The organism is Streptomyces sp. NPDC126499 (assembly GCF_040302485.1).
Lineage (GTDB): Bacteria > Actinomycetota > Actinomycetes > Streptomycetales > Streptomycetaceae > Streptomyces.
The window spans coordinates 197,275-217,168 of sequence record NZ_JBEOUO010000009.1; the positions used below are offsets into that span (position 1 = coordinate 197,275).

Sequence of the window (19,894 nt, forward strand, 5' to 3'; positions counted from 1 at the left end):
GCCGGCTGGTCGGGCCGGTGGGGCTGATCGGGCACGTGGTGCTGGTCAGGCTGAGCTGGTCGGGCACGTGGTGCTGATCGGGCCCAGCCAGTCGGGCACGTGGTGCTGATCGGGCACGTGGTGCTGGTCAGGCCCGTATCTCGTACCGCACACCCGTGAGCGTCTCGGACAGCTCCCACAGGCGGCGGCCGGTCTCCGGATCGGCCGCCGTCGGCGCGAGCGCCACCCGCGTCGGCGCGCCGCGCAGCTCGCCCCGGCCGTCCGGCCCGGTGAACGTGCCGCCCTCGGCGTCCGGGGCGGTCGCCGCGTAGAGCTGGGGCAGCGCGCCGGCCTCCGGGGCCTGGGCGAGCAGCGGGCCGAGGACGCGGCCGAACACCAGCCGGACGAGGGCGACCGGGGTGTCGTTCTGGAGGTTGGTGGCGGTGTAGCCGGGGTGGGCGAGGAGGCTGCGCACGGGACTGCCGGCGGCGGCAAGGCGTCGGTGGAGCTGGTGGCCGAAGACTGCGTTGGCCAGCTTGGACGCGTTGTAGGCGCCCATGGGTGCGTAGCGGCGCTCCCCGTGGAGGTCGTCGAAGTCGATCCGGCCCTTGCGGTGCTGGAGCGAGCTGACGGTGACGACGCGGGGATCACGGCCGGCCGCGAGGCGGTCGAGCAGCAGCCCGGTGAGGGCGAAGTGGCCGAGGTGGTTGACGGCGAACTGCAGCTCGTGGCCCTGCGCGCTGAGGGTGCGGGGCGGTGCCATCACGCCCGCGTTGTTGACGAGGACGTCGATCCGGTCGTGGTCGGCGCGCAGCTTCCCGGCGAACTCCCGTACGGAGTCGAGGTCGGCGAGGTCGAGCCGCCGCACGTCCAGGAGGGCGCCGGGCACCTCGCGGGCGAGGGCCCGGGCCGCCTCGCGTCCCCTGCGCTCGTCGCGGACGGCGAGGACGACGTGTCCGCCGTGCCGGGCGAGCTCGCGGGTGGTGGCGAGGCCGAGGCCGCTGTTGGCGCCGGTGACCACGAAGACGCGACCGGTGAGATCGGGGATGAGATCGGCGTTCCAGCGCTGCTGCTCGTTCAAGGTCATGCGTCACACGCTGCCGCCCGTGTCACTCGGCGTCAAGCACTTCTCCGAGTGACAGGGGCGGGGTTAGGATCACGGCATGTCCACCGACGCCACCACGCCCGCTCGGACCGCTCCTACCGCTCTTGCCGATCCCGTCGGCCCGAAAGCTTCCGCCGGACCGAAAGCCGCCGCAGGCCAGGCCGGCCCCACCGGCCCCGCCCTCAGCGCCGCCGACTCCGCCCTCAGCCTCGCCGAGCGCAAGCGCCTCCTCGTCGCGACCGAGCTCACCGAGTCGGCGCTCCAGCTCCTGGCCCTGAAGGGCTTCGACGCGGTCACGGTGGACGAGATCGCGACCGACGCGGGGGTGTCGAAGCGGACCTTCTTCCGCTACTTCGCGTCCAAGGAGGACGTGGTCGTGCAGTTCCTGTCCGGCATGGGCGCCGACATCCACGCGGCCCTCGCCGGGCGCCCGGCCGACGAGCCCCCGTCCGTGTCGCTGCGGCACGCCGTCGCCGTACCGCTCGCCGCCTGCACCGACCGCCACGCCGACCACGCGGCCCGCGCCCTGCGCGTGGTGCAGCTGATCCTGCGCACGCCCGCGCTCCTCGCCCGCTTCCTGGAGCGGCAGGCCGACTGGCGCGAGGCCCTGGCGGCGGAGCTGGCCGGGCGCCGGGGGCTGGACGCGGCCCGCGACCTGTATCCGGGGCTGGCGGCGGGGACGGCCCTGGTCGCCTTCCACACGGCGCTCCAGCACTGGGCCGACAGCGAGGCGGCGAAGGACCCGCTGGAGCTGCTCGACCGGGCGTTCGCGGTGGTGGCACCGGCGCTGGACGCGCAGGATCGGTAGCAGCGACAGCGAAGCGACACCGGACGGGCCCCGGACGGATTCTGGACACGTCCCGGAAGTGGCCCCGGACGAATCCAGGACGGGTCCCGGACCGATCCCGGACAGGGAAGGCGGGCGGCGGATGTCGGCAAGAAAACCCTTCGCGGGGCAGGGTCGGCTGCGGGAGGTGCTGAAGCTCCCGGTGGGCGAGCGGGTCGACCTGCGCGCGTACGACGCCGCCGCGACGCCCGGCGGCCCGCCCGGCAAGACGGCCGGCGTCGCCGCCACGACCGCGCTCGGCCCGCGGCTGGCCGACCTCCAGGAACGCCTCTTCGCGGCGAGCACGGCCGGCGACCGGCGCCGTCTGCTCCTGGTGCTCCAGGGCATGGACACCAGCGGCAAGGGCGGCACGGTCAAGCACGTGATCGGCCACTTCAACCCGTCCGGCTGCCGGGTCCGCGCCTTCAAGGCCCCGACGGAGGAGGAGCGCGCCCATCCCTTCCTGTGGCGGATCACCCAGGCGCTCCCCCGGCCCGGCGAGATCGGCATCTTCGACCGCTCCCACTACGAGGACGTCCTCATCGCCCGGGTCCGCGGCCTGGCCCCGCCGGCCGAGCTGGAGGAGCGCTACGGCGAGATCGACGCCTTCGAGAGGTCCCTCGCCGACGACGGGGTCACCCTGGTGAAGGTCTTCCTCCACCTCTCGTACGAGGAACAGCGCGTCCGCCTCCTGGAGCGGCTGGACGACCCGGACAAGCACTGGAAGTTCAGTCCGGGGGACATCGACGAACGCGCCCTGTGGCCCGACTACCGGGAGGCGTACGAGATCGCCCTCGCGCGCTGCGCGACCGAGCGGACGCCGTGGTTCCTGGTCCCGGCCGACCGCAAGTGGTACCGCAACTGGGCGATCAGCACCCTCCTCCTGGAGCATCTGGAGGAGCTGGACCCGCGGTATCCGACGGCGGACTTCGACGTGGCGGAGTGCCGGAGGCGGCTGCTCACCCAATGATCGGTTAATTTCCGTGGGTGACCATTCCTGTACGAAGACTGTCGGCGCTTGCTCTGTTGGGTGCCGTTCTCGTCGGCTGCGGCGGGGGCGCGGCCGAGCGGCCGGCATCGGCGAGCGCCACGACGCCTGCCGCGAAGGCGGCCCCGCCCGCCCCCGGGCACCAGGCCGCGCCGGCGGCCCGGCCCGCCCGTAAGGTGCCGACGCTCGCCCCGGCGGCCGGCGGTCTCACGCCCGTCTACACCCACCGGACGACGGGCGCGGAGAAGGTCGTCGCGCTCACCTTCGACGCCGACATGACGGCCGACCAGGGCCCGCGCGCGGCGCGGGGCGAACGCTTCGACAACCCGGAGCTGATCGCGACCCTGCGCCGTCTGAAGGTGGACGCGACGGTGTTCATGACGGGCCGCTGGGCCGAGGAGTACCCGGACCAGGCCCGCTCCATCGGGACCGACCCGCTCTTCGAGATCGCCAACCACTCGTTCAGCCACTACGCCTTCGCCACCCCCTGCTACGGCCTGCCGACCGTGCCCGCGCCCGACATGGCCGCCGACGTCCAGCGCGCCTTCGACGCCTTCCGCGACGCCGGCGCCGTCAACGTCGTCCCCTACTTCCGCTTCCCGGGCGGCTGCTACGACGACGACGCCCGCCGCGCCCTCGCCCCGGCGGGTGTCACCGCCGTGCAGTGGGACGTCGTCAGCGGCGACGCCTTCGCCAAGAACGCCGACGCCGTCGCCGACCAGGTCCTCGCCGGAGTGAAGCCGGGCTCCCTGGTCGTCCTGCACTGCACCCGCAGCGCCGCCCCGGTGACGGAGGCGGCGATCCGCCGCATCGTCCCGGAACTGCGCGCGCGGGGCTACCGCTTCGTGAAGGTGTCGGAGCTGATGAGCCGCTGAGGCGGAACGGGCCCACCTCGGATATTCGTTTGCGCTCCTTCGTCACTCGGGTCAACGTCGCGTGACACCTGACGAAGAAAGCGGAATGACCACGCAGCCCCCTCCCGTCGACCACGAGCTCATCCAGGCGGCGGCGCACGTCGCCCGCACTCGCTCCGCTGCCGCCAGGTCCTCCTCGACTACTTCCCGACCCTCACGGTCATCGTCGGCGAAGCCGATCGCGTACGAACCGTCCCCGTCACCGACCTGCTGCCCGAGACCTACGTCTGGGCCGACCACCAGCTCGACGCCGAGCAGCCACGCTCCTCGCCCTAGATGATCAATGCCAAGGGATGTGTGCGGGGGGTGTGAGGTGGGGCGTCCGGCAAGCCGCCGCAGGGCGCTCAGACGATGGACTGCAAACCTGGTTGTCGAGGTGGCAGCGAGCGGTTTCAGGCGTCTGGGTCGACTTCGCGGTGTGTGAACCGCAGGGGCTTGCCCAGCGACCGGGCGTAGGCGATCTCGGCTCGGGTGCTGTCCCCGATGTAGTCGCCGGTGCTCGGTGAGCCGATCCGTAGTCAGCCGTCTTCAGGTACCACGCCAGGCGGAGCAGACTCCTCCGCGGTGACATCCCGGATGTGGCCTACCCACGAGTCCGGCGTCAGGGAGGACCACTCGACGTCGATCTCGACGCCGTGGAACATGCGGGTGAGGTCCGCAAGCTGCGTGAAGATCGCCGTCTGTACCTCCTCAGGGGCCGCGTCGGACGGCATCGAGACCTTGCCGCATCCGCCACCTGAGTCGTCGGCGATGAACCTGTAGGGCCACACGTCTTGCCCGGTCAGCAGGACGATCTCCTTCGGGATGCCGAAGGGGGGCCGCTTCTTCTTCGTCTTGGGTCGCCTCGCCACCGTGCCATCCAACCTGACGGACCGCGGGGTCAGGCACCCGCCGTACACACCTCAGCCACCACGACCACGCCTGACCGGAGCCGCATGACGCCACCCACCCAGTTAAGGCAGGTTGATCGCCAGTTGGCTAGGGGTTCGTGAGCAGCTTGACGACGATCGAGCCGTCCTTGCGGGCCTTGCGCCACGGGAACTCGCAGACCATGCGGTCCACCTCGACCGGCTGCTCCACGTACGTGCGCTCGGGGAACGGCTTGCACTTCCCTCGGTCCGCGTATTTCGGGCAGTCGCCGTCGGGCTTGGCGAACTGGTGGGCGCGCCAGGCCAGGGTGCCGGCCAGCTTCTCGTCGGGGTGGGTCGGCAGGTACTGGTTGCTGAAGAAGGAGCCGATCATGCCGCCCGCGAGCGCCATGGCGAGCAGCACGCCGACCGCGGTGAAGCGCCGCTCCCCGGTGTCACCGGCTCGGAGCCGGCGGAGAAGCGGCACGAGCCGCCCGGCCGCGAGGACGCAGGCGAGGACCGTGAGCGCGGTGAGGGTCACCTGGATCTGCAGGATCGTGCGCGGGAAGAGCTGCACCTGCTGGTCGGCCTCCATGCGACCGGCCAGGAAGAAGCGGATCAGCCACGCACTGCCGAAGCACGCGAGCGGGGCGACCACCACGGCCTTGCGCAGGCCGAGCGCCACGGCGAAGCCGAGGCCGATCAGCACGATCACCGCGTACATGTGCAGACCGGAGAACTCACCGAAGCCCGGGTACTCCCCCGGCTCGTCCCAGGCGAGGCCGCTCAGCGGCGTGGTGCCGATGTAGGCCGGCTCGGTCAGCGTGTAGCCCGAGCACCACTGGTCGCGCGTGCTGGTCGCACCGAGCAGGACCCGCAGGTAGACCCCCGCCACCAGCAGGAAGCCGAGCAGCGAGCTGCCGAGGAAGAGCAGGCCGCGCAGCCGGCCGGTGTGCCACGGGTAGAAGAAGAGGACGGCGACCAGCACGCCGGGCAGCGACCACAGGTGCCAGCCCGAGTAGATCAGGAACAGCAGCCCGAAGAGCAGTCCGAGGAATCCGCCGCGCAGCGCGGTGCCGCGCGTCGAGAAGCGGGGCGAGGCCCGCAGCCACATCAGCAGCTTCGCGATCAGCGGCAGCAGCAGGACGAGCACGAGCGGGCTGTACGGCTTGTGCGGCAGCGTCTGCTGGAGCGCGGGCAGCAGACCGACGGCGAGCGCGGGCAGCGGCTTCAGACACATCCGCCACAGCAGGTAGGCGGCTGGCCCGGTCAGCGCCACGAACGCGATGAACACCCACTTGAACGCCAGCGCCGGCTCACCGTCGAAGAGCCCGACCTTGGCCACGTACCCGATGACGTACGGCACCGCCGGCGGATAGAAACCGTCCATCGCACCGGTGTGCAGCACCTCCTCCGCCCAGCCGAGGATCCGGTTGTTGTCACCGAACGGCCCGTTCAGTGGCCAGGGCGTGCCCCGCAGCGCGAAGACCTGGCCCGCTCCGAGGAAACCGGTGCTGAGCCCGGCGATGGCCGCGGCCGCGAGCCGGGTGGTGAGCCGCCGCACGCGCGGGGTGGCGCGGACGGTCGCCCAGCCGACGACGGCGAGGACGACCAGGGTGAGGACGGCGAACCTCAGCTGGAGGTTCGACAGGCCGCTGACCTGCCCCACGCGGGTGATGGGGCTGTTGCCGACGGACAGCCCCCACACGGTGAAGCCCAACGCGGCGGCCACGGCCACGATGATCTCGCCGCCGGCCGGCCCCCAGCGGCGTGCGGTCCGCCGGAGGAGTTCGCGGGGCGGTGTGCGCTCCGCCGTCGGCTCGGGGGTCGTCGCTGTGGTCAACTGTCTGTCTCTTCCGGAACGGCTGCGGGAGCGCGCGAGGGCGCCAAAAGTCAGATGATCCCTCACCGCCCCCGGTTGCCCGGCACCGGGGTGAGATTCACCCCGGCGGGACCGACGGAGAGGCGACCGGCCTCCCTCAGCGGGTGCGCTGGCGCGGCACCCGTATCGCGCGCCCCAGCTTCCGCTTCACCCGTGTGAGCGTCGACGGCGGCGCCGGCTGCACCTTCAGGGTCAGCGTCAGCTGACCGCCCTGCGGGCCGACGCTCACGGTGTACGGGCGGGCTCCCGCCGGGTCCAGGGGCAGGGTGCGGCGATCGGTCTGGCGGGGGATCTCGGGGGCGAGGGCGCCGGCGAGGGCGCCCTCCGCCGTGAGGCCCTGGGCGGAGCAGCGCAGACGGAGCTCCCAGGTGCCGGGGTCGAGCGGGGTGCCGGCGTCGAGGGTCGCGAGGTCGAGGGCGACACGGAAGCCGGCCCGGCCGTAGTCGTAGGTCTCCCGGCCGCGGCTGACGGTGAGGTGCGGGGTGTCCTCGGGGGTGACCGGCACGGTGATCTCGCGCCCGGTGTCGCGGTGGCGCAGCACGGCCTCGGTGGTGAGCGAGCCGGTGTCGACCTGGTCGAGGTACGCGTATCCGGCCAGCTCGACCACGCTGCCCCGCCAGGACAGCTCCTCGACCCGGCGGCGGGGGCTGGAGCCGAGGGCGGCGTCGGTGATGTCGCACAGCTCGGCGTACGCGGCGGAGCCGGCCGGCGGGTACGGCGCGGCGGCGTAGAGCCGGCCGTCGCGGACGACCGCCTTGCCGGGGCGGCCCGCCACGTCCCAGGCGACGACCTCGGCGAGTTCGTCGAACAGCCCCTCCTTCAGACAGTGCACGCGCAGCCGCTCGGCCAGGTCGAGCCGGGCGAGGACACCGGGGGTGACCCAGCGCGCGGCGTACGGGCGGGCGAGTTCGGCCAGTGCCTTGCGCTCGTCCTCGGAGTCGTTCACGAAGCGGCGGTCGAAACGGCGCAGCAGCTCGACCTTGACGTGCCGGGTGATCAGCCGGTCGCGCAGGTCGCCCGGTTCGGTGAGTTCTTCGATGACGTCGACCAGTTCGTCGGTCTGCGCCAGCATGGTCGGGTAGTCGAGGCCGCCGTGGGTGATGTTGCCGTGGTCGCCGCGTCCGACGAGGTAGTAGCAGTCGTAGTCGGCGAGGACCGAGATCACGGAGCTGTGCAGGTAGGCGCGGACGACGAAGTGCTGGTCCTCGCTGATCCGCATGTGCTCGGGGAAGCGCAGCCCGTGCTTCTCGATCATCTCGCGCCGGAACAGCTTGAACGGCATCAGAGTCCAGTGGACGACGGCCGGGTCGGCGCGGTCGACGTTCTCGCGGAAGACGTCCTGGACCGTCTTCCGCACGGTCCGGCCGACGCCCACGAGCTTGGCGAGGACGGTGTCCGCGCCGGTGCGCTCCGCCATCGCCACCAGGCGTTCGAGCGCCTGCGGCCCCAGGCAGTCGTCCCCGTCGAGGAAGAAGACGTACCGGCCGGTGGCGTGGTCGAGGCCCACGTTGCGCGGCCGGCTCGGCCCGCCGGACGCCTCCTGATGGATCACCGTCACCGCGCCCGGGTGCCGCGCCGCGAACGCGTCCAGGAACTCCCCGCTGCCGTCGGTGCTGCCGTCGTCGACGGCGATGATCTCGACGGCCTCCATGCCGATGCTCTGGCACGCGACCGAGGCGAGGGTCTGCTCCAGATACGGCATCGCGTTGTACACCGGGACGACCACCGAGACGGTGGGCATGCGGGCTTCGGTCATGGTGCGGTGGCTCCCGTGCGGAGTGAGAGGGGCGCCGGCGAAGATGATCGGCGAGGACACGGTACGGCACTTCCGCCGCTCTCCGTAGGCGCTGCGCAGGGCAGTTCAGCCCGAACAGGCCGTGCGCTCGGCCTCCCGCCACTCGCACACGGGGCAGAGCGTCACGCCCTTGGTCGACTCCGGGTACTCGGTGGGCTCGCGGCACAGCACGCACTCGGCGAAGGGGCCGTCCGCCGACGTCGCCGGCTCGGGACGCTCACTCGCGGGTTCGCAGTACGAGCGGGGCTTCTCCGACATGTCGTCCATACCGTCGAGCGTACTCACATCCGCCGGGCCGTGAGGCGGCACGCGACCGCCGCCGCGACGGCGGCCAGGAGCACGGCGCCCACGAGGGCGGGCCACGGCAGGGGGACCGTGGCCGTGCGGTCGCCGGTGACCAGGGAGGTGACGGCGGCGTGGGCCGGGGAACCGGTGGTGACGAGGGCGAGGAGGGAGCCGAGGAGGAGGGCCGCGAGGGACCAGCCCCGCGGGGCGATCAGGGGGCGGCTGCTGAGGGTGCCGACGGCCGTGCCCGTCAGGACGCACACGGCGGCCGCGAGCAGGCCGGCGGTGCCGGCGGTCAGGGGCGTCACCCCGCGGTGGTCGCTCACGGCCGTCACGCCCAGGACCGTGACGGCGGCGACGAGCAGGACGGCCGCGAGCGCGGTGAGGATGCCGGCGAGGTGGGCCCGGGCGGGGCCGGCCGCCGCCGCGATCACGGCGCGCGCGGCGGGCGGCTCCTTCCCGAGGCAGATCCGCACCCCCCAGGCCGCCACCGGTACGAGCCCGGTCACCGCGTACCCGAGCGCACCGACCACCGGCTCGCCCGGCCGGAGCCCGACCCCGACGTAGGCCGCGTAGAGGAGGAAGGGCGCGAGCCAGCGCTGGGAACGCAGGAGGAGGGCGGTCTGGTAGCGGAGCAGCGCCGTCATGCGCGTACGCCTTCGGTGGTGTCGGGGGTGGTGCCGGGAGTGGCGTCGGTGCGGTCGCCGGCGCCTTGGCTGTCGCTGTAGCTGTCGCCGCCGCCTGCGCTGTCGCCGCCGCCTGCGCTGTCGCTGTCGCCTGTGCTGTCGCTGCCGCCTGTGCTGTCGCTGCCGCTGTCCAGGCTCTCGATGTGCCAGCCCGCGTCGAGCAGCGCCCGCAGGACGGCGTCCGAGCGGGCCGCCTCGACGGTGACGGTCAGCCGGCCGCCGTCCCGGGCGGATACCCCTGCGCCGGGCAGACCAGCGGGGACCTCCGCGCCGCCGGAGGCGGCGATACGGGCCCAGGGCCGGGGCCGGGCAGGCGGCAGGGCGCTGGGCTCCGCCCGCCCCCGCCCGGCAGACGGCAGCGCGCTGGGCTCCACCTGCTCCCGCCCAACAGACGCCAGGCCGCTCGGCTCCACCCGCCCCTGCCCAACAGACAGCAGGCCGCTCGTTCTCTCCGCCCGTCGGACCCCGCCCGACGTCACCGCGTAGACGGCATCCTCCTCGCCCGCCAGCCGGCGCGGGTCGTGGTCGACGAAGACGACGCGGGCGCCCGCGGCGACCCGGTCGCGGACCGCCTGGTCGAGTTCGGTGCGGGCGGTGGTGTCGAGGCCGGTCCAGGCCTCGTCGAGGACGAGGAGGCCCGGCTCGGCGAGGAGTGCCTGGGCGACGGCCACCTTCTGGCTGGTGCCCTTGGAGAGCGCGGCGAGCGGGGTGTCGCGGTGGTCGCCGGCGCCGAAGCGTTCGAGCCACTCCCCCGCCCGCGCCCTCGCCGTCCGGCCGTCGAGGCCCTGGATCCGGCCGAGGTGGACGAGGTAGCCGCCGGCCGTCAGCGGCAGGGCGGCGGGAAAGCGCTCGGGGACGTACGCGGTGCGCGCCGGACGCCCGGTGATCCGCCCCTCGCCGGGCGCGTCGATGCCCGCGACGAGCCGCAGCAGGGTCGACTTCCCCGTGCCGTTGGCCCCGGTGATCCGCACCAGGGTGCCGGCCGGCAGGTCGAGCCGCACCGCGCGCAGCACCCAGGGCCCGCGCAGCCCGTAGCGGCGCCCCACCCCTTCCAGTCGCATGGCGGTCGGGTCCGTCCGGTCAGTTCGCCGGCTTCTGCGGAGTCGCCTCGCTCGGGCGGACGATGACGAAGCCCTGCCCCTCCAGCTTCAGCTGCACCGCCTCGCCCGAACCGCCCCGGATCATCGACCCGAAGGACTGCGAGCGGTGCAGCGAGGTCTGGAGCTGCTCGCTCCAGCCGACGACGGCGTCCGTGTCGACGAAGACCGGCTCGTGCAGGGCGACCGGGATGACGATCGGGGTGCCCTCGCAGACCAGGGCGATCTTGCCGTGGCCGGTGAAGACGCTGTTGAACAGGCCGCCACCGGTCATGCCGGCGCCCTTCACCGTCTTGATCTCGTAGCGGAGGGTGGGGTCGAAGCACAGCACGTTGCGGCCGTTGACGGTCAGGGCGTCACCCTGCTCGACCTCGACGATGAAGCAGTTCTGCGCCTCGTGGGCGAACCACGCCTCGCCCTGGCCGCGTACGGCCATCAGCGCCAGCCCCTCGCCCGTCACCGCCCGCTTGAGCAGACCGCCGAGGCCCTGGCCCTTGTGCTCGAACTGGAGGTTCCCCCGGAAGGCGATCATCGAGCCCTGCCGGGCGTGCATCTCCCCGTTGACGGCGTACTTGACCGACTTGGCGTTCTGGAGGGTCATCCCCGGAAACGTCGCCGCCTCGGCGAGGTGCTCACTGGAGAAAAGATCACTCTTCATGGGGGCATCCTGTCCCGGAGGCTCCCATTCCTCCAAGGAACGCGCACCGGCCGGGTGTCCGGGCGGTGGCAGACTTGCCGGGTGAGCAGCAACGACACCGACACCGACGTCCGTGACGACCGACAGGACAACGACCGACAGACCAACGGCCGACAGGACCACGACCGACAGGACGACCGACGGGACGACCAGCGGGATCAGAAGCCGCAGTTCGTCCTTCCCCTCGTGGTCCGCATCGAGCGGGCCGCTCCCCCGGCCCGTACCGACGCCCTGGAGACCGCCGCCCGCGCGGTCCTGGAGATCCTGGCCGACGAACGCGCGTCCGGCGAGGGCGAGTGGGCCCAGGCCATGACGGACTGGCAGGACGCCCGGATCCGCAAGGTCGTCCGTCGGGCCCGCGGCGCGGAGTGGCGCCGGGCGGAGGCGCTGCCCGGCATCACGGTGACGGGCACGGGCGGCGGGGGCGACGAGGCTGTGTCCGCCGCAGAGGTACGGGTCTTCCCGCCCGTCCCGCTGGACGGCTGGCCCAGGGAACTGGTCAAGCTCCAGGTGTCCGGCACCGACCTGGACGATCCCGCCGAGCCGGGCCCCGTGCCGGAGGGCGCCGCCGTGCTGTGGCTGAATCCCGAGCTCGACATGTCGGCGGGCAAGACCATGGCGCAGGTCGGCCACGGCGCGCAGTTGCTGTGGTGGGAGCTGTCGGACGCCGACCGGAAGACCTGGCGGGAGGCCGGATTCCCGCTCGCGGTGCGGACGGCAGGCCCGGAGCGCTGGGCGCGGCTCACGGCGGCCGGGCTGCCGGTGGTGCGGGACGCGGGCTTCACGGAGATCGCGCCCGGCTCGTGCACGGTGGTGTCGGAGTTCCCGGCGATGGGCTTTTGCGCCGCTCCCTGACCCGGGGGCTGCCCGGGCGGTGCGCGCCGGTCGCCACCCGAACCTCAAATCAACCTCTGAACGTCTCCGCGTCCGGATTCGAACGGACGCTTCCGGGCCATCACCTGGGGGACTGAAGGAGGGGGACATGACGAAACTCGGTGTCGGCATCGGCTGGCGGCCCGAGATCGCGGACGCGATCGAGGGGCTGACGGGCGTCGACTGGGTGGAGGTCGTCGCGGAGAACATCTGCGTGGGCCATCTGCCGGACTCCCTGGAACGGCTGCGGGCGCGCGGCGTGACCGTCGTCCCGCACGGTGTCTCGCTGGGCCTCGGCGGCGCCGACCGGCCGGACACCGGGCGGCTGGCCGCGCTCGCGGAGAAGGCGGAGGCGCTCGGCGCGCCGCTGGTGACGGAGCACATCGCGTTCGTACGGGCCGGGGGGCCGCTGACCGCGACGCCGCTCCTGGAGGCCGGGCACCTGCTGCCGGTGCCGCGGACCCGGGACGCGCTCGACGTGCTGTGCGAGAACGTCCGGATCGCCCAGGACGCGCTGCCGGTGCCGCTGGCCCTGGAGAACATCGCGGCGCTCGTCTCCTGGCCGGGCGAGGAGCTGACGGAGGGTCAGTTCCTCTCGGAGCTGGTGGAGCGCACGGGGGTGCGGCTCCTGATCGACGTGGCCAACCTGCACACCAACCACGTCAACCGGGGCGAGGACCCGGCGGAGGCGTTGTCCTCGCTGCCGGTCGAGGCCCTCGCGTACGTGCACGTGGCGGGCGGTCTGGAGCGGGACGGCGTCTGGCACGACACCCACGCCCACCCGGTCCCCCGCCCGGTCCTGGACGTCCTCGCGGACCTGGCCTCCCGGGTCTCCCCGCCGGGCGTCCTCCTGGAGCGGGACGACCACTTCCCGGCGGCGGACGAGCTGGCCGCCGAACTGGAGACGATCCGCACGACGATCGCCACCGCCCGCCCCCGCCCCCTCCTGATCGGCGCGGGCGCCCGCGTGTCGGGCGGCCCGATGCCGACCCCGACGCCGATGCCGACCCCGACGCCGATGCCGATGCCGACGTTGGTGCAGTCACCGACACCGACGCCGACGGACATACGGACGGCCTCGCGGGAGCCGGCGGCCCCGGACACGGCCGCCGCGACGCCCCCGGCCGCCCCGGTCACTCCGACCGCCCCGGCCGCCGTCCGGCAGCCGGCCGTCCCGGTCGCTCCCGCCGCCCCCGCCGCGCGCCAGCGGCTCGGGCTCGCCCAGGCGGCGTTGCTGTCGGCGCTGGTCGCCGGGACGCCCGCGCCGGAGGGATTCGATGTGCGGCGGCTCGGGGTGCAGAGCCGGGCGCTCGTGGCGAAGCGGGCGGACGTGGTGGCGAAGGTGGCGCCCGAGCTGCCCGAGATCCTGGGGGACGGCTACCGCTCCGCGTTCCTCGCGTACGCCAGGAGCCGCCCCATGACGGACGGTTACCGCAGCGACGCCCTCGACTTCGTCGAGGGGCTGCTCGTCGCCGGGCGGCCGGAGGACGTGGAGGCCCGGCGACGGCTCACCGCGTGGTGGCGTGAGCGGGCGGGCGTACGGCCGCCGGGGCCGGCCGCGCGTCTGGCGCACCGGGTCCGTACGGCTCTGGGACGGGGGTGAGGCGGCCGTGGACACGCTCGTGGTCTTCTTCTACGTCTTCGGCGGCGCCGCCATGGCGTTGCTGTTCGTCAAGCGGGGCCGGGCCGGGCGCGGGCCCGGCGGCCCGGTGCACGACCGGTACGAGGCGGCGTTCCTGAACGGGGGCCCGGCCCGGGTCGTCGACACCGCGCTCACCGCCCTGGTCCATGACGGCCGGCTGGCGGTGGGCGGTCCCGGGATCGTGCGGGTCGTGCGGCCGACCGCGCACGACCCGGTCGAACGGGCCGTGCTCCAGGAGCTGTCGGCCGCCCCGCACGGAGCACTCGCGCCGCTGCGGTTCGCCGTGATGCGGCACCCGGCGGTGCAGGAGATCGGTGACGGGCTCGCGGCCCGGGGCCTGATCATGGAGCCCCCGGCCCGGCGGTCCGCGATGACCTGGAGCTCGGTCCTGGGCGCCCTCGGGGTCATGGCTCTGCCGTTCTCACTGATCATGACGGTGCAGGACCTGATGGGGCCGGGCGCCAGGCTGCCGTTCATCGTGAAGGTGCTGCCGGTGATCGCCGGGGTGCTGGTCGCGGCGGTGCTGTGCGCGGCGGCGGCGAAGCGCCGGGTGACGCCCGCCGGGCAGATGGCCGTCACGGCGTTCGTCCGGGCGCACGCGCACCTGACGGGCCAGGGGATGCCGGTGGCCCTGTACGGGCTGCGGGCGCTGCCGGACCCGTTCCTGCGGGAGCAGCTGGCCACGGCGGCCCGGACGCGCCTGCCGTCGCCGGTGCGCCGCGCGTCGTCGTCCCCACATCCGTCCCCGCATCCGTCCCCGTACGGGCACTCCCCGCACGACGCCGCCGTGCTGCCGGTCCTGTGGTGCGCGGCCTCGGCCGGGGGCACGGGCGGCGGCTGCGGGGGCGGGAGTTCCTGCTCCGGCGGCAGCTCCTGTTCCGGGGGCGGGAGTTCGTGCTCGTCGGGGTCCTCCGGCTCGTCCGGCTCGTGCTCGTCCTCGTCGTCGTCGAGTTCGTGTTCGTCGTCGTCCGGCGGGAGTTCCTGCTCGTCCAGCAGTTCCTGACCCGCCGGACGCGGTCGCGGGAGTCCCGGACCTGCGGGAATGCCGTGGCGGGAATCGCGGACGCCGGAATGCCGTGGCGGGAATGCCGTGGCGGGAATGCGGTGGCGGGCCGGTGAGCCGTCCCGTACAACCGGACCATGCTCTGGGTCCCGCTGCTCCTCGTCGCCCTCGCCGTCAGCGGTCTCGCCTGCGCGCGGGTGTGCCGGGACGCCGTCGCGGCCGACACGGTCACGGCCGGCACGGTGGCGCCCGAGGCGGTCCCGACGGACGCCGGGCACCCGCGACAAGGGCTCGGGGACAGGCACGGGCACAACGGAGCGCTGACGCTCCGTGAGGTCGCGTATCTCGCGGGCGGGCCGCCGCGGGTCGCCGACCTGGGCCTGGTGGCCCTGCACCGCTCGGGCCGGGTGCTGCTCGCCCGCACCGGCTGGGTGACCGTCGTGGACGCGACGGGCGGCCGGGACGACCTGGAGCGGGCGGTGCTGGGGGCGATCGGGCCCACGGGGCAGGCGCGGATCCGGGAGGTACGGCCGCGGGTGGCCGGCGCGGAGAGCGTACGGGCGCTCGGGGACGGCCTGGTGACGCGCGGGCTCGCCCTCCCGGAAGCAGAGCGGCGCGCGACGGCGGCGGGGGCGCGCGGGGTGCGGGTGGCGTTCCTGCTGACCCTGGCGCTCGGGACGGGTGCGGCGCTGCTGGTGTCCGCGCAGGAGCGGGAGCAGGTGGTGGCGTGGTTCTCGCTGCCGCTGGTCGCGGCCGGGCTGTGCGCCCTGATCGCCCGGACCGACGGTCCGGGCTACGGCTGCTGGGCCTCCCCGGCCGGCCGCCGGCTCCTCGCGCGGCTCGGCGCCGGGCGCTCCGCGACCGACCCCCTGACGGCGGTGGCCCGGCGGGGCACGGGGGTCCTGGAGCCCGACCTGCGTGCGGCCTTTCGGGGACATGACAGCCGACACCCCTCGTAGATCCTTTACAAGGGCGCCGCTCGCCCGAAACATCCCCCTTGTCGCCCTGCCCGTCGTCCCGCCCGGTCGTCGCCTTGTCGCCCTGCCCGTCGTCCCGCCCGGTCGTCGCCTTGTCGCCCTGCCCGTCGTCCCGCCCGGTCGTCCCCAGGTTCTCTGCCTGTCGTCCCGCCTTGTCGTCCCGCCTCCGCGGCTCCGTCCGAAGGGAAGCGCCGATGCACTCCGTCGCGCTGCACGCGCTCGTGCTGTCCGCCCTCGTCCTGCCCACCGCCGTCGTGCCCGCCTCGGGTGCCGCCGCCGCCCCACGCCTCGACACGGCACGCCTGGAGGCTCCGCCCGCCGAGAGCCGGGGCGTCCAGGCCGCCGCGTGGGCCGCGGCGGCCCGGGGCATCCGGTTCGGGCCGTGCCCGGCGGTCGAGAGGCTGCCGGCGCCGGTGGAGTGCGGCACCGTACGCGTCCCGCTCGACTACGCGCGCCCCGACGGCACCCTCATCCCGCTCACCGTCAGCCGGGTGAGGGCCTCCGGCCCGGCGGCCGGACGGCAGGGCGCGCTCGTCTACAACCCGGGCGGGCCGGGCGCCTCCTCCACCTTCTTCCCGCTCGCGGCCACGCTCCCCGTCTGGCAGCGGATCGCCGCCGCGTACGACCTGGTCGGCTACGCCCCGCGCGGGGTGGGCCGCTCCGCGCCGGTCTCCTGCCAGGACCCGGCCGACCGGGTGACCGGGCCGACGCTCGCGCCGACGATCCCGTCGGAGGTCTACAAGAAGGAACGCGTCGCCCGCGCCCGGACGTACGCGCAGGGCTGCGCGACCCGCACCGGCTCCGCGCTGCGGCACTACCACTCGCTCAACAACGCCCGTGACCTGGAGGTGCTGCGGGCGGCCCTCGGCGAGCCGCGGCTGACGTACATGGGAGCCTCGTACGGCGCGTACTTCGGCGCGCTGTACGCGACGCTCTTCCCGCACCGGGTGCGCCGCATGGTCTTCGACTCGCCCGTCAACCCGGCGCCGGAGCGCGTCTGGTACGTCAACAACCTCGACCAGTCGCTCGCCTTCGAGCGCCGCTGGGCCGACTTCCGCAGGTGGGCGGCGAAGCACCACGCGGTATACGGGCTCGGCGCGACGGCCGCCGAGGTGGGCGCGCACTACGAGAAGGTGCGCGTGGAGCTGGCCGCGGCGCCCGCGGGCGGCCGGGTCGGGCCGGGGCAGCTGCACGGGGCGATGCTCCAGGCGCTGTACGACGACCGGTTCTGGGCGGCGCGGGCGGGCGCCCTGGCCGCGTACCTCAAGGGCGATCCGAAGCCGCTGATCGCCCAGGCCGCGCCGGCCCGCAGCGGAGAGCCGGCGGCCGCCGACCCCGGGAACGGGGCCGCGGTGTACACGGCGGTGGAGTGCAACGACGCGCCCTGGCCGGAGGACTTCGCGCTGTGGGACCGGGACAACACCCGGCTCGCGCGGCAGGCGCCGTTCGAGACCTGGGACAACGTGTGGGCGAACCTGCCCTGCGCCTACTGGCAGGCGCCCCGCCAGAAGCCGCTGGACGTGCGGACCGGGCCTGGAGTGCTGCCGCCGGTGCTGGTCCTGGCGGCGGAGCGGGACGCGGCGGCGCCGTACGAAGGGGCGCGGGAACTCCAGCGGAGGCTGGCGGGTTCGGCGCTCGTGACGGAGCGGGACGCCGGGACGCACGGCACCGGGGGCGGCGCGAACGCCTGTGTGAACGGCTATCTGGAGCGGTATCTGCTCACTGGATCCGTGCCGGCGGCCGCGGCGACCGGCGGCCCGGGAGGGACGCCGGTGCGGCGCGCGTCGTGCGCGCCGCACCCGGAGCCGGACCCGGTGTCGCTGGAGCGGCAGGCGGAGTTCCGCAGGCCGTCTGATCTTCCGGGTCAAGGGATCACCGCCCGGCTGGGCGCCGGGCGGTGACCGGGTCGGGGGTGCCGGGCCGTCAGGCCAGGCCCGCCACCAGCTCGGCGACGCTCTTGCGGCGGCCGGTGTAGAACGGCACCTCCTCGCGGACGTGCATCCGCGCCTCGGAGCCGCGCAGGTGACGCATGAGGTCGACGATCCGGTACAGCTCGTCGGCCTCGAAGGCGAGGATCCACTCGTAGTCGCCGAGCGAGAAGGAGGCGACCGTGTTGGCGCGCACGTCCGGGAAGCCGCGGGCCATCTTGCCGTGGTCGGCGAGCATCCGGCGGCGGTCCTCGTCCGGCAGCAGGTACCAGTCGTAGGAGCGCACGAAGGGGTAGACCGAGACGTAGTCGCGCGGGGTCTCGTCGGCCAGGAAGGCCGGGATGTGCGACTTGTTGAACTCGGCGGGGCGGTGCAGCGCCATGTTCGACCAGACCGGCTCCAGGGCGCGGCCCAGCCTGGTCCGGCGGAAGAGGTTGTACGCCTCCTGGAGCTCGTCGCTCGTCTCGGCGTGCCACCAGATCATGACGTCGGCGTCGGCGCGCAGACCGGACAGGTCGTACGTGCCCCGGATGGTGACGTCCTTGGCCGCGAGCTGGTCGAACAGCTCCTGGACCTCGTCGGCGTAGCCGCCGCGGTCGGCGGGCAGGACGTCGCGCAGCTTGAACACGGACCACAGGGTGTAGCGGATGACCTCGTTGAGGTCCTTCGCCTTCTTGCCGGCGTTCGGGATCTTTTCGGGCGCACTCATACGCCTATTCTCGCCCGTCACGGACAGTGCCCCGTACCCGGGTCGGCCGTTTTCGACGTGGTGATGATCTCGTTCGGCGCGGCGGCGATCGCGTCGAGGATCTCGTCGGCGGCCCGGCGGCCGGAGGCGACGCAGGCGGGGATGCCGACGCCCTGGTACGCGGCGCCCGCGAGGCGCAGTCCGGGCAGGGCGGCGACGGCGGCGCGGACCCGCTCGACGCGGGCGAGGTGACCGACCGGGTACTGCGGCAGGCCGCCGGTCCAGCGGGTCACGACGGAGGCGACGGGCCGGGCGGCGAGGCCGGTGGCGGCGGCCAGGTCCTTGAGGGAGACGTCGACGAGGTCGGCGTCGTCACGGCGCAGCTGCTCCTCCTCGCCGTGGCGGCCGACGGAGGTGCGCAGCACGAAGAGGTCGGGGGCGGCGTCGGCGACCCAGCTCCACTTCTGGCTGGAGAAGGTGGCGGCCTTGATGGTGTGGCCGTCGACGGGCGGGACGAGGAACCCGGAGCCGGGAAGGCCCGTGCCCGGCAGGTCGGGAAGGTCCGTGCCGGGCAGGTCGGCGCGGCGGAAGGCCAGGGTGACGAGGGCCATGGAGGCGTACGCGATCTCGTCGAGCTCGCCGGCGGCGGCCGGTGCGTGGGCGGCGAGGAGGCCGGCGGTGACGCCGGCCGGGGTGGCGAGGACCACGGCGTCGGCGTCGAAGACGCGCGTCCCGGTCACGACCCGCCAGCCGCCTTCGCCGGTACGGCCGCCGATACGGTCGCCGGTGCGTCCGTCGGTGCGGTCGCCGGTACGGAGCAGCGCGCTCACGGGGGTGCCGGTGAGGATCTCGCCGCCGGCGGCGCGGACGGCGTCGGCGACGGCGCCGGGCAGGGTGCCGATGCCGCCGCGGAGGCCGGCGAAGGCGGTGCCGCCGAGGCCGGTGGCGGCGCCCGCCGCGTCGGCCGGGGTCGCGGCGCCGGCCCGCTGGACGGCGTGGACGGCCTCGGCGAGCGTGGGGTGGCGGCGGGCGGCCTCGAAGAGGGCGGGGACGGCGGCCTTCATGGAGATGCGGTAGGCGTCGCCGGCGTAGACGCCGCCGAGGAGGGGTTCGACGAGCCGGTCGACGACCTCGTGGCCCATGCGTTCGGCGACGTACGCGCCGATGGCGATGTCGTCGCCGATCTCGGTCGGCGGGAGGTCCCGGTCTCGGCCGATCCGGCGCAGCGCCTCGTCGGACAGCAGCCCGGCGACGGCGGAGGCGTCGCCGGGGACGCCCATGACGTGGCCCTTGGGCATGGGGACCAGCTCGCCCCGGGACCAGACGGAGGCGGTGGTCGTGGCGGGGGCCTGGAGCCGGTCGCCGAGGCCGACGGCCTGGGCGAGCGCGATCGCCTCGGGGCGGCGGGCGAGCAGGGACTCGGCGCCGAGGTCGACGGGGGCGCCGGCGATCTCCCCGGCGAGCAGCTTGCCGCCGACCCGCTCGTCCCCTTCGAGCAGGGTGACGCGCGCACCGGCCGTGACGAGCCGGTGGGCGGCGGCCAGTCCGGCGATGCCGCCTCCGACGACGACGACGTCCGGTGCGGCGGCGGCCGGGGTCTGCGGGTCCGCGTTCTTGGGGCCGTTCATGGGACCACTCTCTCAAATCGCCCGCGCGCTCCCGTTCCGAGGCCCGACCGTGA

18 protein-coding genes and 1 pseudogene are annotated in these 19,894 nt (G+C 74.2%); 9 read left to right on the forward strand and 10 right to left on the reverse strand.

Annotated features, from left to right (window positions below):
- Positions 1–127 precede the first annotated feature (127 nt).
- Positions 128–1,066, reverse strand: a complete 939-nt coding sequence (locus ABTZ91_RS16220; RefSeq protein WP_407077964.1) for an oxidoreductase — start codon at positions 1,064–1,066, stop codon at positions 128–130.
- Between the two features lie 76 nt (positions 1,067–1,142).
- On the opposite strand from ABTZ91_RS16220, the gene ABTZ91_RS16225 reads away from it, so the two are divergent.
- The 4 genes and pseudogenes from ABTZ91_RS16225 to ABTZ91_RS16240 form a co-directional block, all read left to right on the forward strand.
- Positions 1,143–1,892, forward strand: coding sequence for a TetR family transcriptional regulator (locus ABTZ91_RS16225; protein ID WP_352077793.1), 750 nt, complete (start codon positions 1,143–1,145; stop codon positions 1,890–1,892).
- Positions 1,893–2,013: 121 nt separating this feature from the next.
- Positions 2,014–2,880, forward strand: coding sequence for a PPK2 family polyphosphate kinase (locus tag ABTZ91_RS16230; RefSeq protein WP_352077794.1), 867 nt, complete (start codon positions 2,014–2,016; stop codon positions 2,878–2,880).
- A 17-nt stretch (positions 2,881–2,897) separates the two neighbouring features.
- Entirely contained in the window at positions 2,898–3,773 is an 876-nt protein-coding gene (locus ABTZ91_RS16235) for a polysaccharide deacetylase family protein (protein ID WP_352077795.1), read from the forward strand.
- 156 nt (positions 3,774–3,929) lie between these two features.
- Positions 3,930–4,088 (forward strand): annotated as a pseudogene (locus ABTZ91_RS16240) (cytidine deaminase); the annotation flags it as partial.
- 242 nt (positions 4,089–4,330) lie between these two features.
- Here ABTZ91_RS16240 and ABTZ91_RS16245 read toward each other — a convergent pair.
- The 7 genes from ABTZ91_RS16245 to ABTZ91_RS16275 form a co-directional block, all read right to left on the reverse strand.
- A complete protein-coding gene (locus ABTZ91_RS16245; protein WP_352077796.1) occupies positions 4,331–4,663 on the reverse strand; it encodes a hypothetical protein in 333 nt (110 codons plus the stop codon).
- A gap of 127 nt (positions 4,664–4,790) precedes the next feature.
- Positions 4,791–6,503 (reverse strand): hypothetical protein, encoded by a 1,713-nt coding sequence (locus tag ABTZ91_RS16250; RefSeq protein WP_352077797.1) that lies wholly within the window; start codon positions 6,501–6,503, stop codon positions 4,791–4,793.
- A 136-nt stretch (positions 6,504–6,639) separates the two neighbouring features.
- A complete protein-coding gene (locus ABTZ91_RS16255; protein WP_352077798.1) occupies positions 6,640–8,298 on the reverse strand; it encodes a glycosyltransferase family A protein in 1,659 nt (552 codons plus the stop codon).
- Between the two features lie 105 nt (positions 8,299–8,403).
- Positions 8,404–8,604: a hypothetical protein gene (locus tag ABTZ91_RS16260; protein WP_352077799.1), complete on the reverse strand. Its 201-nt coding sequence runs from the start codon at positions 8,602–8,604 to the stop codon at positions 8,404–8,406.
- 14 nt (positions 8,605–8,618) lie between these two features.
- Positions 8,619–9,269, reverse strand: a complete 651-nt coding sequence (locus ABTZ91_RS16265) for an ABC transporter (protein WP_352077800.1) — start codon at positions 9,267–9,269, stop codon at positions 8,619–8,621.
- Entirely contained in the window at positions 9,266–10,369 is a 1,104-nt protein-coding gene (locus tag ABTZ91_RS16270) for an ATP-binding cassette domain-containing protein (protein WP_352077801.1), read from the reverse strand. Before ABTZ91_RS16270 ends, ABTZ91_RS16265 begins: the two co-directional genes overlap by 4 nt.
- A gap of 19 nt (positions 10,370–10,388) precedes the next feature.
- On the reverse strand, positions 10,389–11,063 hold the full coding sequence (locus ABTZ91_RS16275; RefSeq protein ID WP_352077802.1) for an AIM24 family protein: 675 nt from the start codon (positions 11,061–11,063) through the stop codon (positions 10,389–10,391).
- An 81-nt stretch (positions 11,064–11,144) separates the two neighbouring features.
- Between ABTZ91_RS16275 and ABTZ91_RS16280 the strand changes: the two genes are divergently transcribed.
- The 5 genes from ABTZ91_RS16280 (at position 11,145) to ABTZ91_RS16300 (ending at position 17,498) form a co-directional block, all read left to right on the forward strand.
- Positions 11,145–11,957: a peptidyl-tRNA hydrolase gene (locus ABTZ91_RS16280; RefSeq protein ID WP_407077965.1), complete on the forward strand. Its 813-nt coding sequence runs from the start codon at positions 11,145–11,147 to the stop codon at positions 11,955–11,957.
- 127 nt (positions 11,958–12,084) lie between these two features.
- Positions 12,085–13,578: a DUF692 domain-containing protein gene (locus tag ABTZ91_RS16285; protein ID WP_352077803.1), complete on the forward strand. Its 1,494-nt coding sequence runs from the start codon at positions 12,085–12,087 to the stop codon at positions 13,576–13,578.
- Positions 13,579–13,585: 7 nt separating this feature from the next.
- Positions 13,586–14,620 carry a TIGR04222 domain-containing membrane protein gene (locus tag ABTZ91_RS16290; RefSeq protein WP_352077804.1) on the forward strand — a complete coding sequence of 345 codons (1,035 nt, stop codon included), beginning with the start codon at positions 13,586–13,588 and terminating at the stop codon, positions 14,618–14,620.
- A gap of 137 nt (positions 14,621–14,757) precedes the next feature.
- Positions 14,758–15,579 carry a TIGR04222 domain-containing membrane protein gene (locus ABTZ91_RS16295; RefSeq protein ID WP_352077805.1) on the forward strand — a complete coding sequence of 274 codons (822 nt, stop codon included), beginning with the start codon at positions 14,758–14,760 and terminating at the stop codon, positions 15,577–15,579.
- Positions 15,580–15,791: 212 nt separating this feature from the next.
- A complete protein-coding gene (locus ABTZ91_RS16300; RefSeq protein ID WP_352077806.1) occupies positions 15,792–17,498 on the forward strand; it encodes an alpha/beta hydrolase in 1,707 nt (568 codons plus the stop codon).
- 22 nt (positions 17,499–17,520) lie between these two features.
- On the opposite strand, the gene hemQ is transcribed toward ABTZ91_RS16300, so the two are convergent.
- Both hemQ and hemG read right to left on the reverse strand, forming a co-directional pair.
- Positions 17,521–18,234 carry a hydrogen peroxide-dependent heme synthase gene (gene hemQ / locus ABTZ91_RS16305; RefSeq protein ID WP_352077807.1) on the reverse strand — a complete coding sequence of 238 codons (714 nt, stop codon included), beginning with the start codon at positions 18,232–18,234 and terminating at the stop codon, positions 17,521–17,523.
- A gap of 17 nt (positions 18,235–18,251) precedes the next feature.
- Positions 18,252–19,841 carry a protoporphyrinogen oxidase gene (gene hemG / locus ABTZ91_RS16310; RefSeq protein WP_352077808.1) on the reverse strand — a complete coding sequence of 530 codons (1,590 nt, stop codon included), beginning with the start codon at positions 19,839–19,841 and terminating at the stop codon, positions 18,252–18,254.
- Positions 19,842–19,894 lie beyond the last annotated feature (53 nt).

Bases quoted from the DNA above. Each gene is read 5' to 3' on its own strand.
- ABTZ91_RS16220 (WP_407077964.1), bottom strand. From the start codon at position 1,066: ATGACCTTGAACGAGCAGCAGCGCTGGAACGCCGATCTCATCCCCGAT.
- ABTZ91_RS16225 (WP_352077793.1), top strand. From the start codon at position 1,143: ATGTCCACCGACGCCACCACGCCCGCTCGGACCGCTCCTACCGCTCTT.
- ABTZ91_RS16230 (WP_352077794.1), top strand. From the start codon at position 2,014: ATGTCGGCAAGAAAACCCTTCGCGGGGCAGGGTCGGCTGCGGGAGGTG.
- ABTZ91_RS16255 (WP_352077798.1), bottom strand. From the start codon at position 8,298: ATGACCGAAGCCCGCATGCCCACCGTCTCGGTGGTCGTCCCGGTGTAC.
- ABTZ91_RS16260 (WP_352077799.1), bottom strand. From the start codon at position 8,604: ATGGACGACATGTCGGAGAAGCCCCGCTCGTACTGCGAACCCGCGAGT.
- ABTZ91_RS16265 (WP_352077800.1), bottom strand. From the start codon at position 9,269: ATGACGGCGCTGCTCCGCTACCAGACCGCCCTCCTCCTGCGTTCCCAG.
- ABTZ91_RS16270 (WP_352077801.1), bottom strand. From the start codon at position 10,369: ATGCGACTGGAAGGGGTGGGGCGCCGCTACGGGCTGCGCGGGCCCTGG.
- ABTZ91_RS16275 (WP_352077802.1), bottom strand. From the start codon at position 11,063: ATGAAGAGTGATCTTTTCTCCAGTGAGCACCTCGCCGAGGCGGCGACG.
- ABTZ91_RS16285 (WP_352077803.1), top strand. From the start codon at position 12,085: ATGACGAAACTCGGTGTCGGCATCGGCTGGCGGCCCGAGATCGCGGAC.
- ABTZ91_RS16295 (WP_352077805.1), top strand. From the start codon at position 14,758: ATGCTCTGGGTCCCGCTGCTCCTCGTCGCCCTCGCCGTCAGCGGTCTC.
- ABTZ91_RS16300 (WP_352077806.1), top strand. From the start codon at position 15,792: ATGCACTCCGTCGCGCTGCACGCGCTCGTGCTGTCCGCCCTCGTCCTG.
- hemQ (WP_352077807.1), bottom strand. From the start codon at position 18,234: ATGAGTGCGCCCGAAAAGATCCCGAACGCCGGCAAGAAGGCGAAGGAC.
- hemG (WP_352077808.1), bottom strand. From the start codon at position 19,841: ATGAACGGCCCCAAGAACGCGGACCCGCAGACCCCGGCCGCCGCCGCA.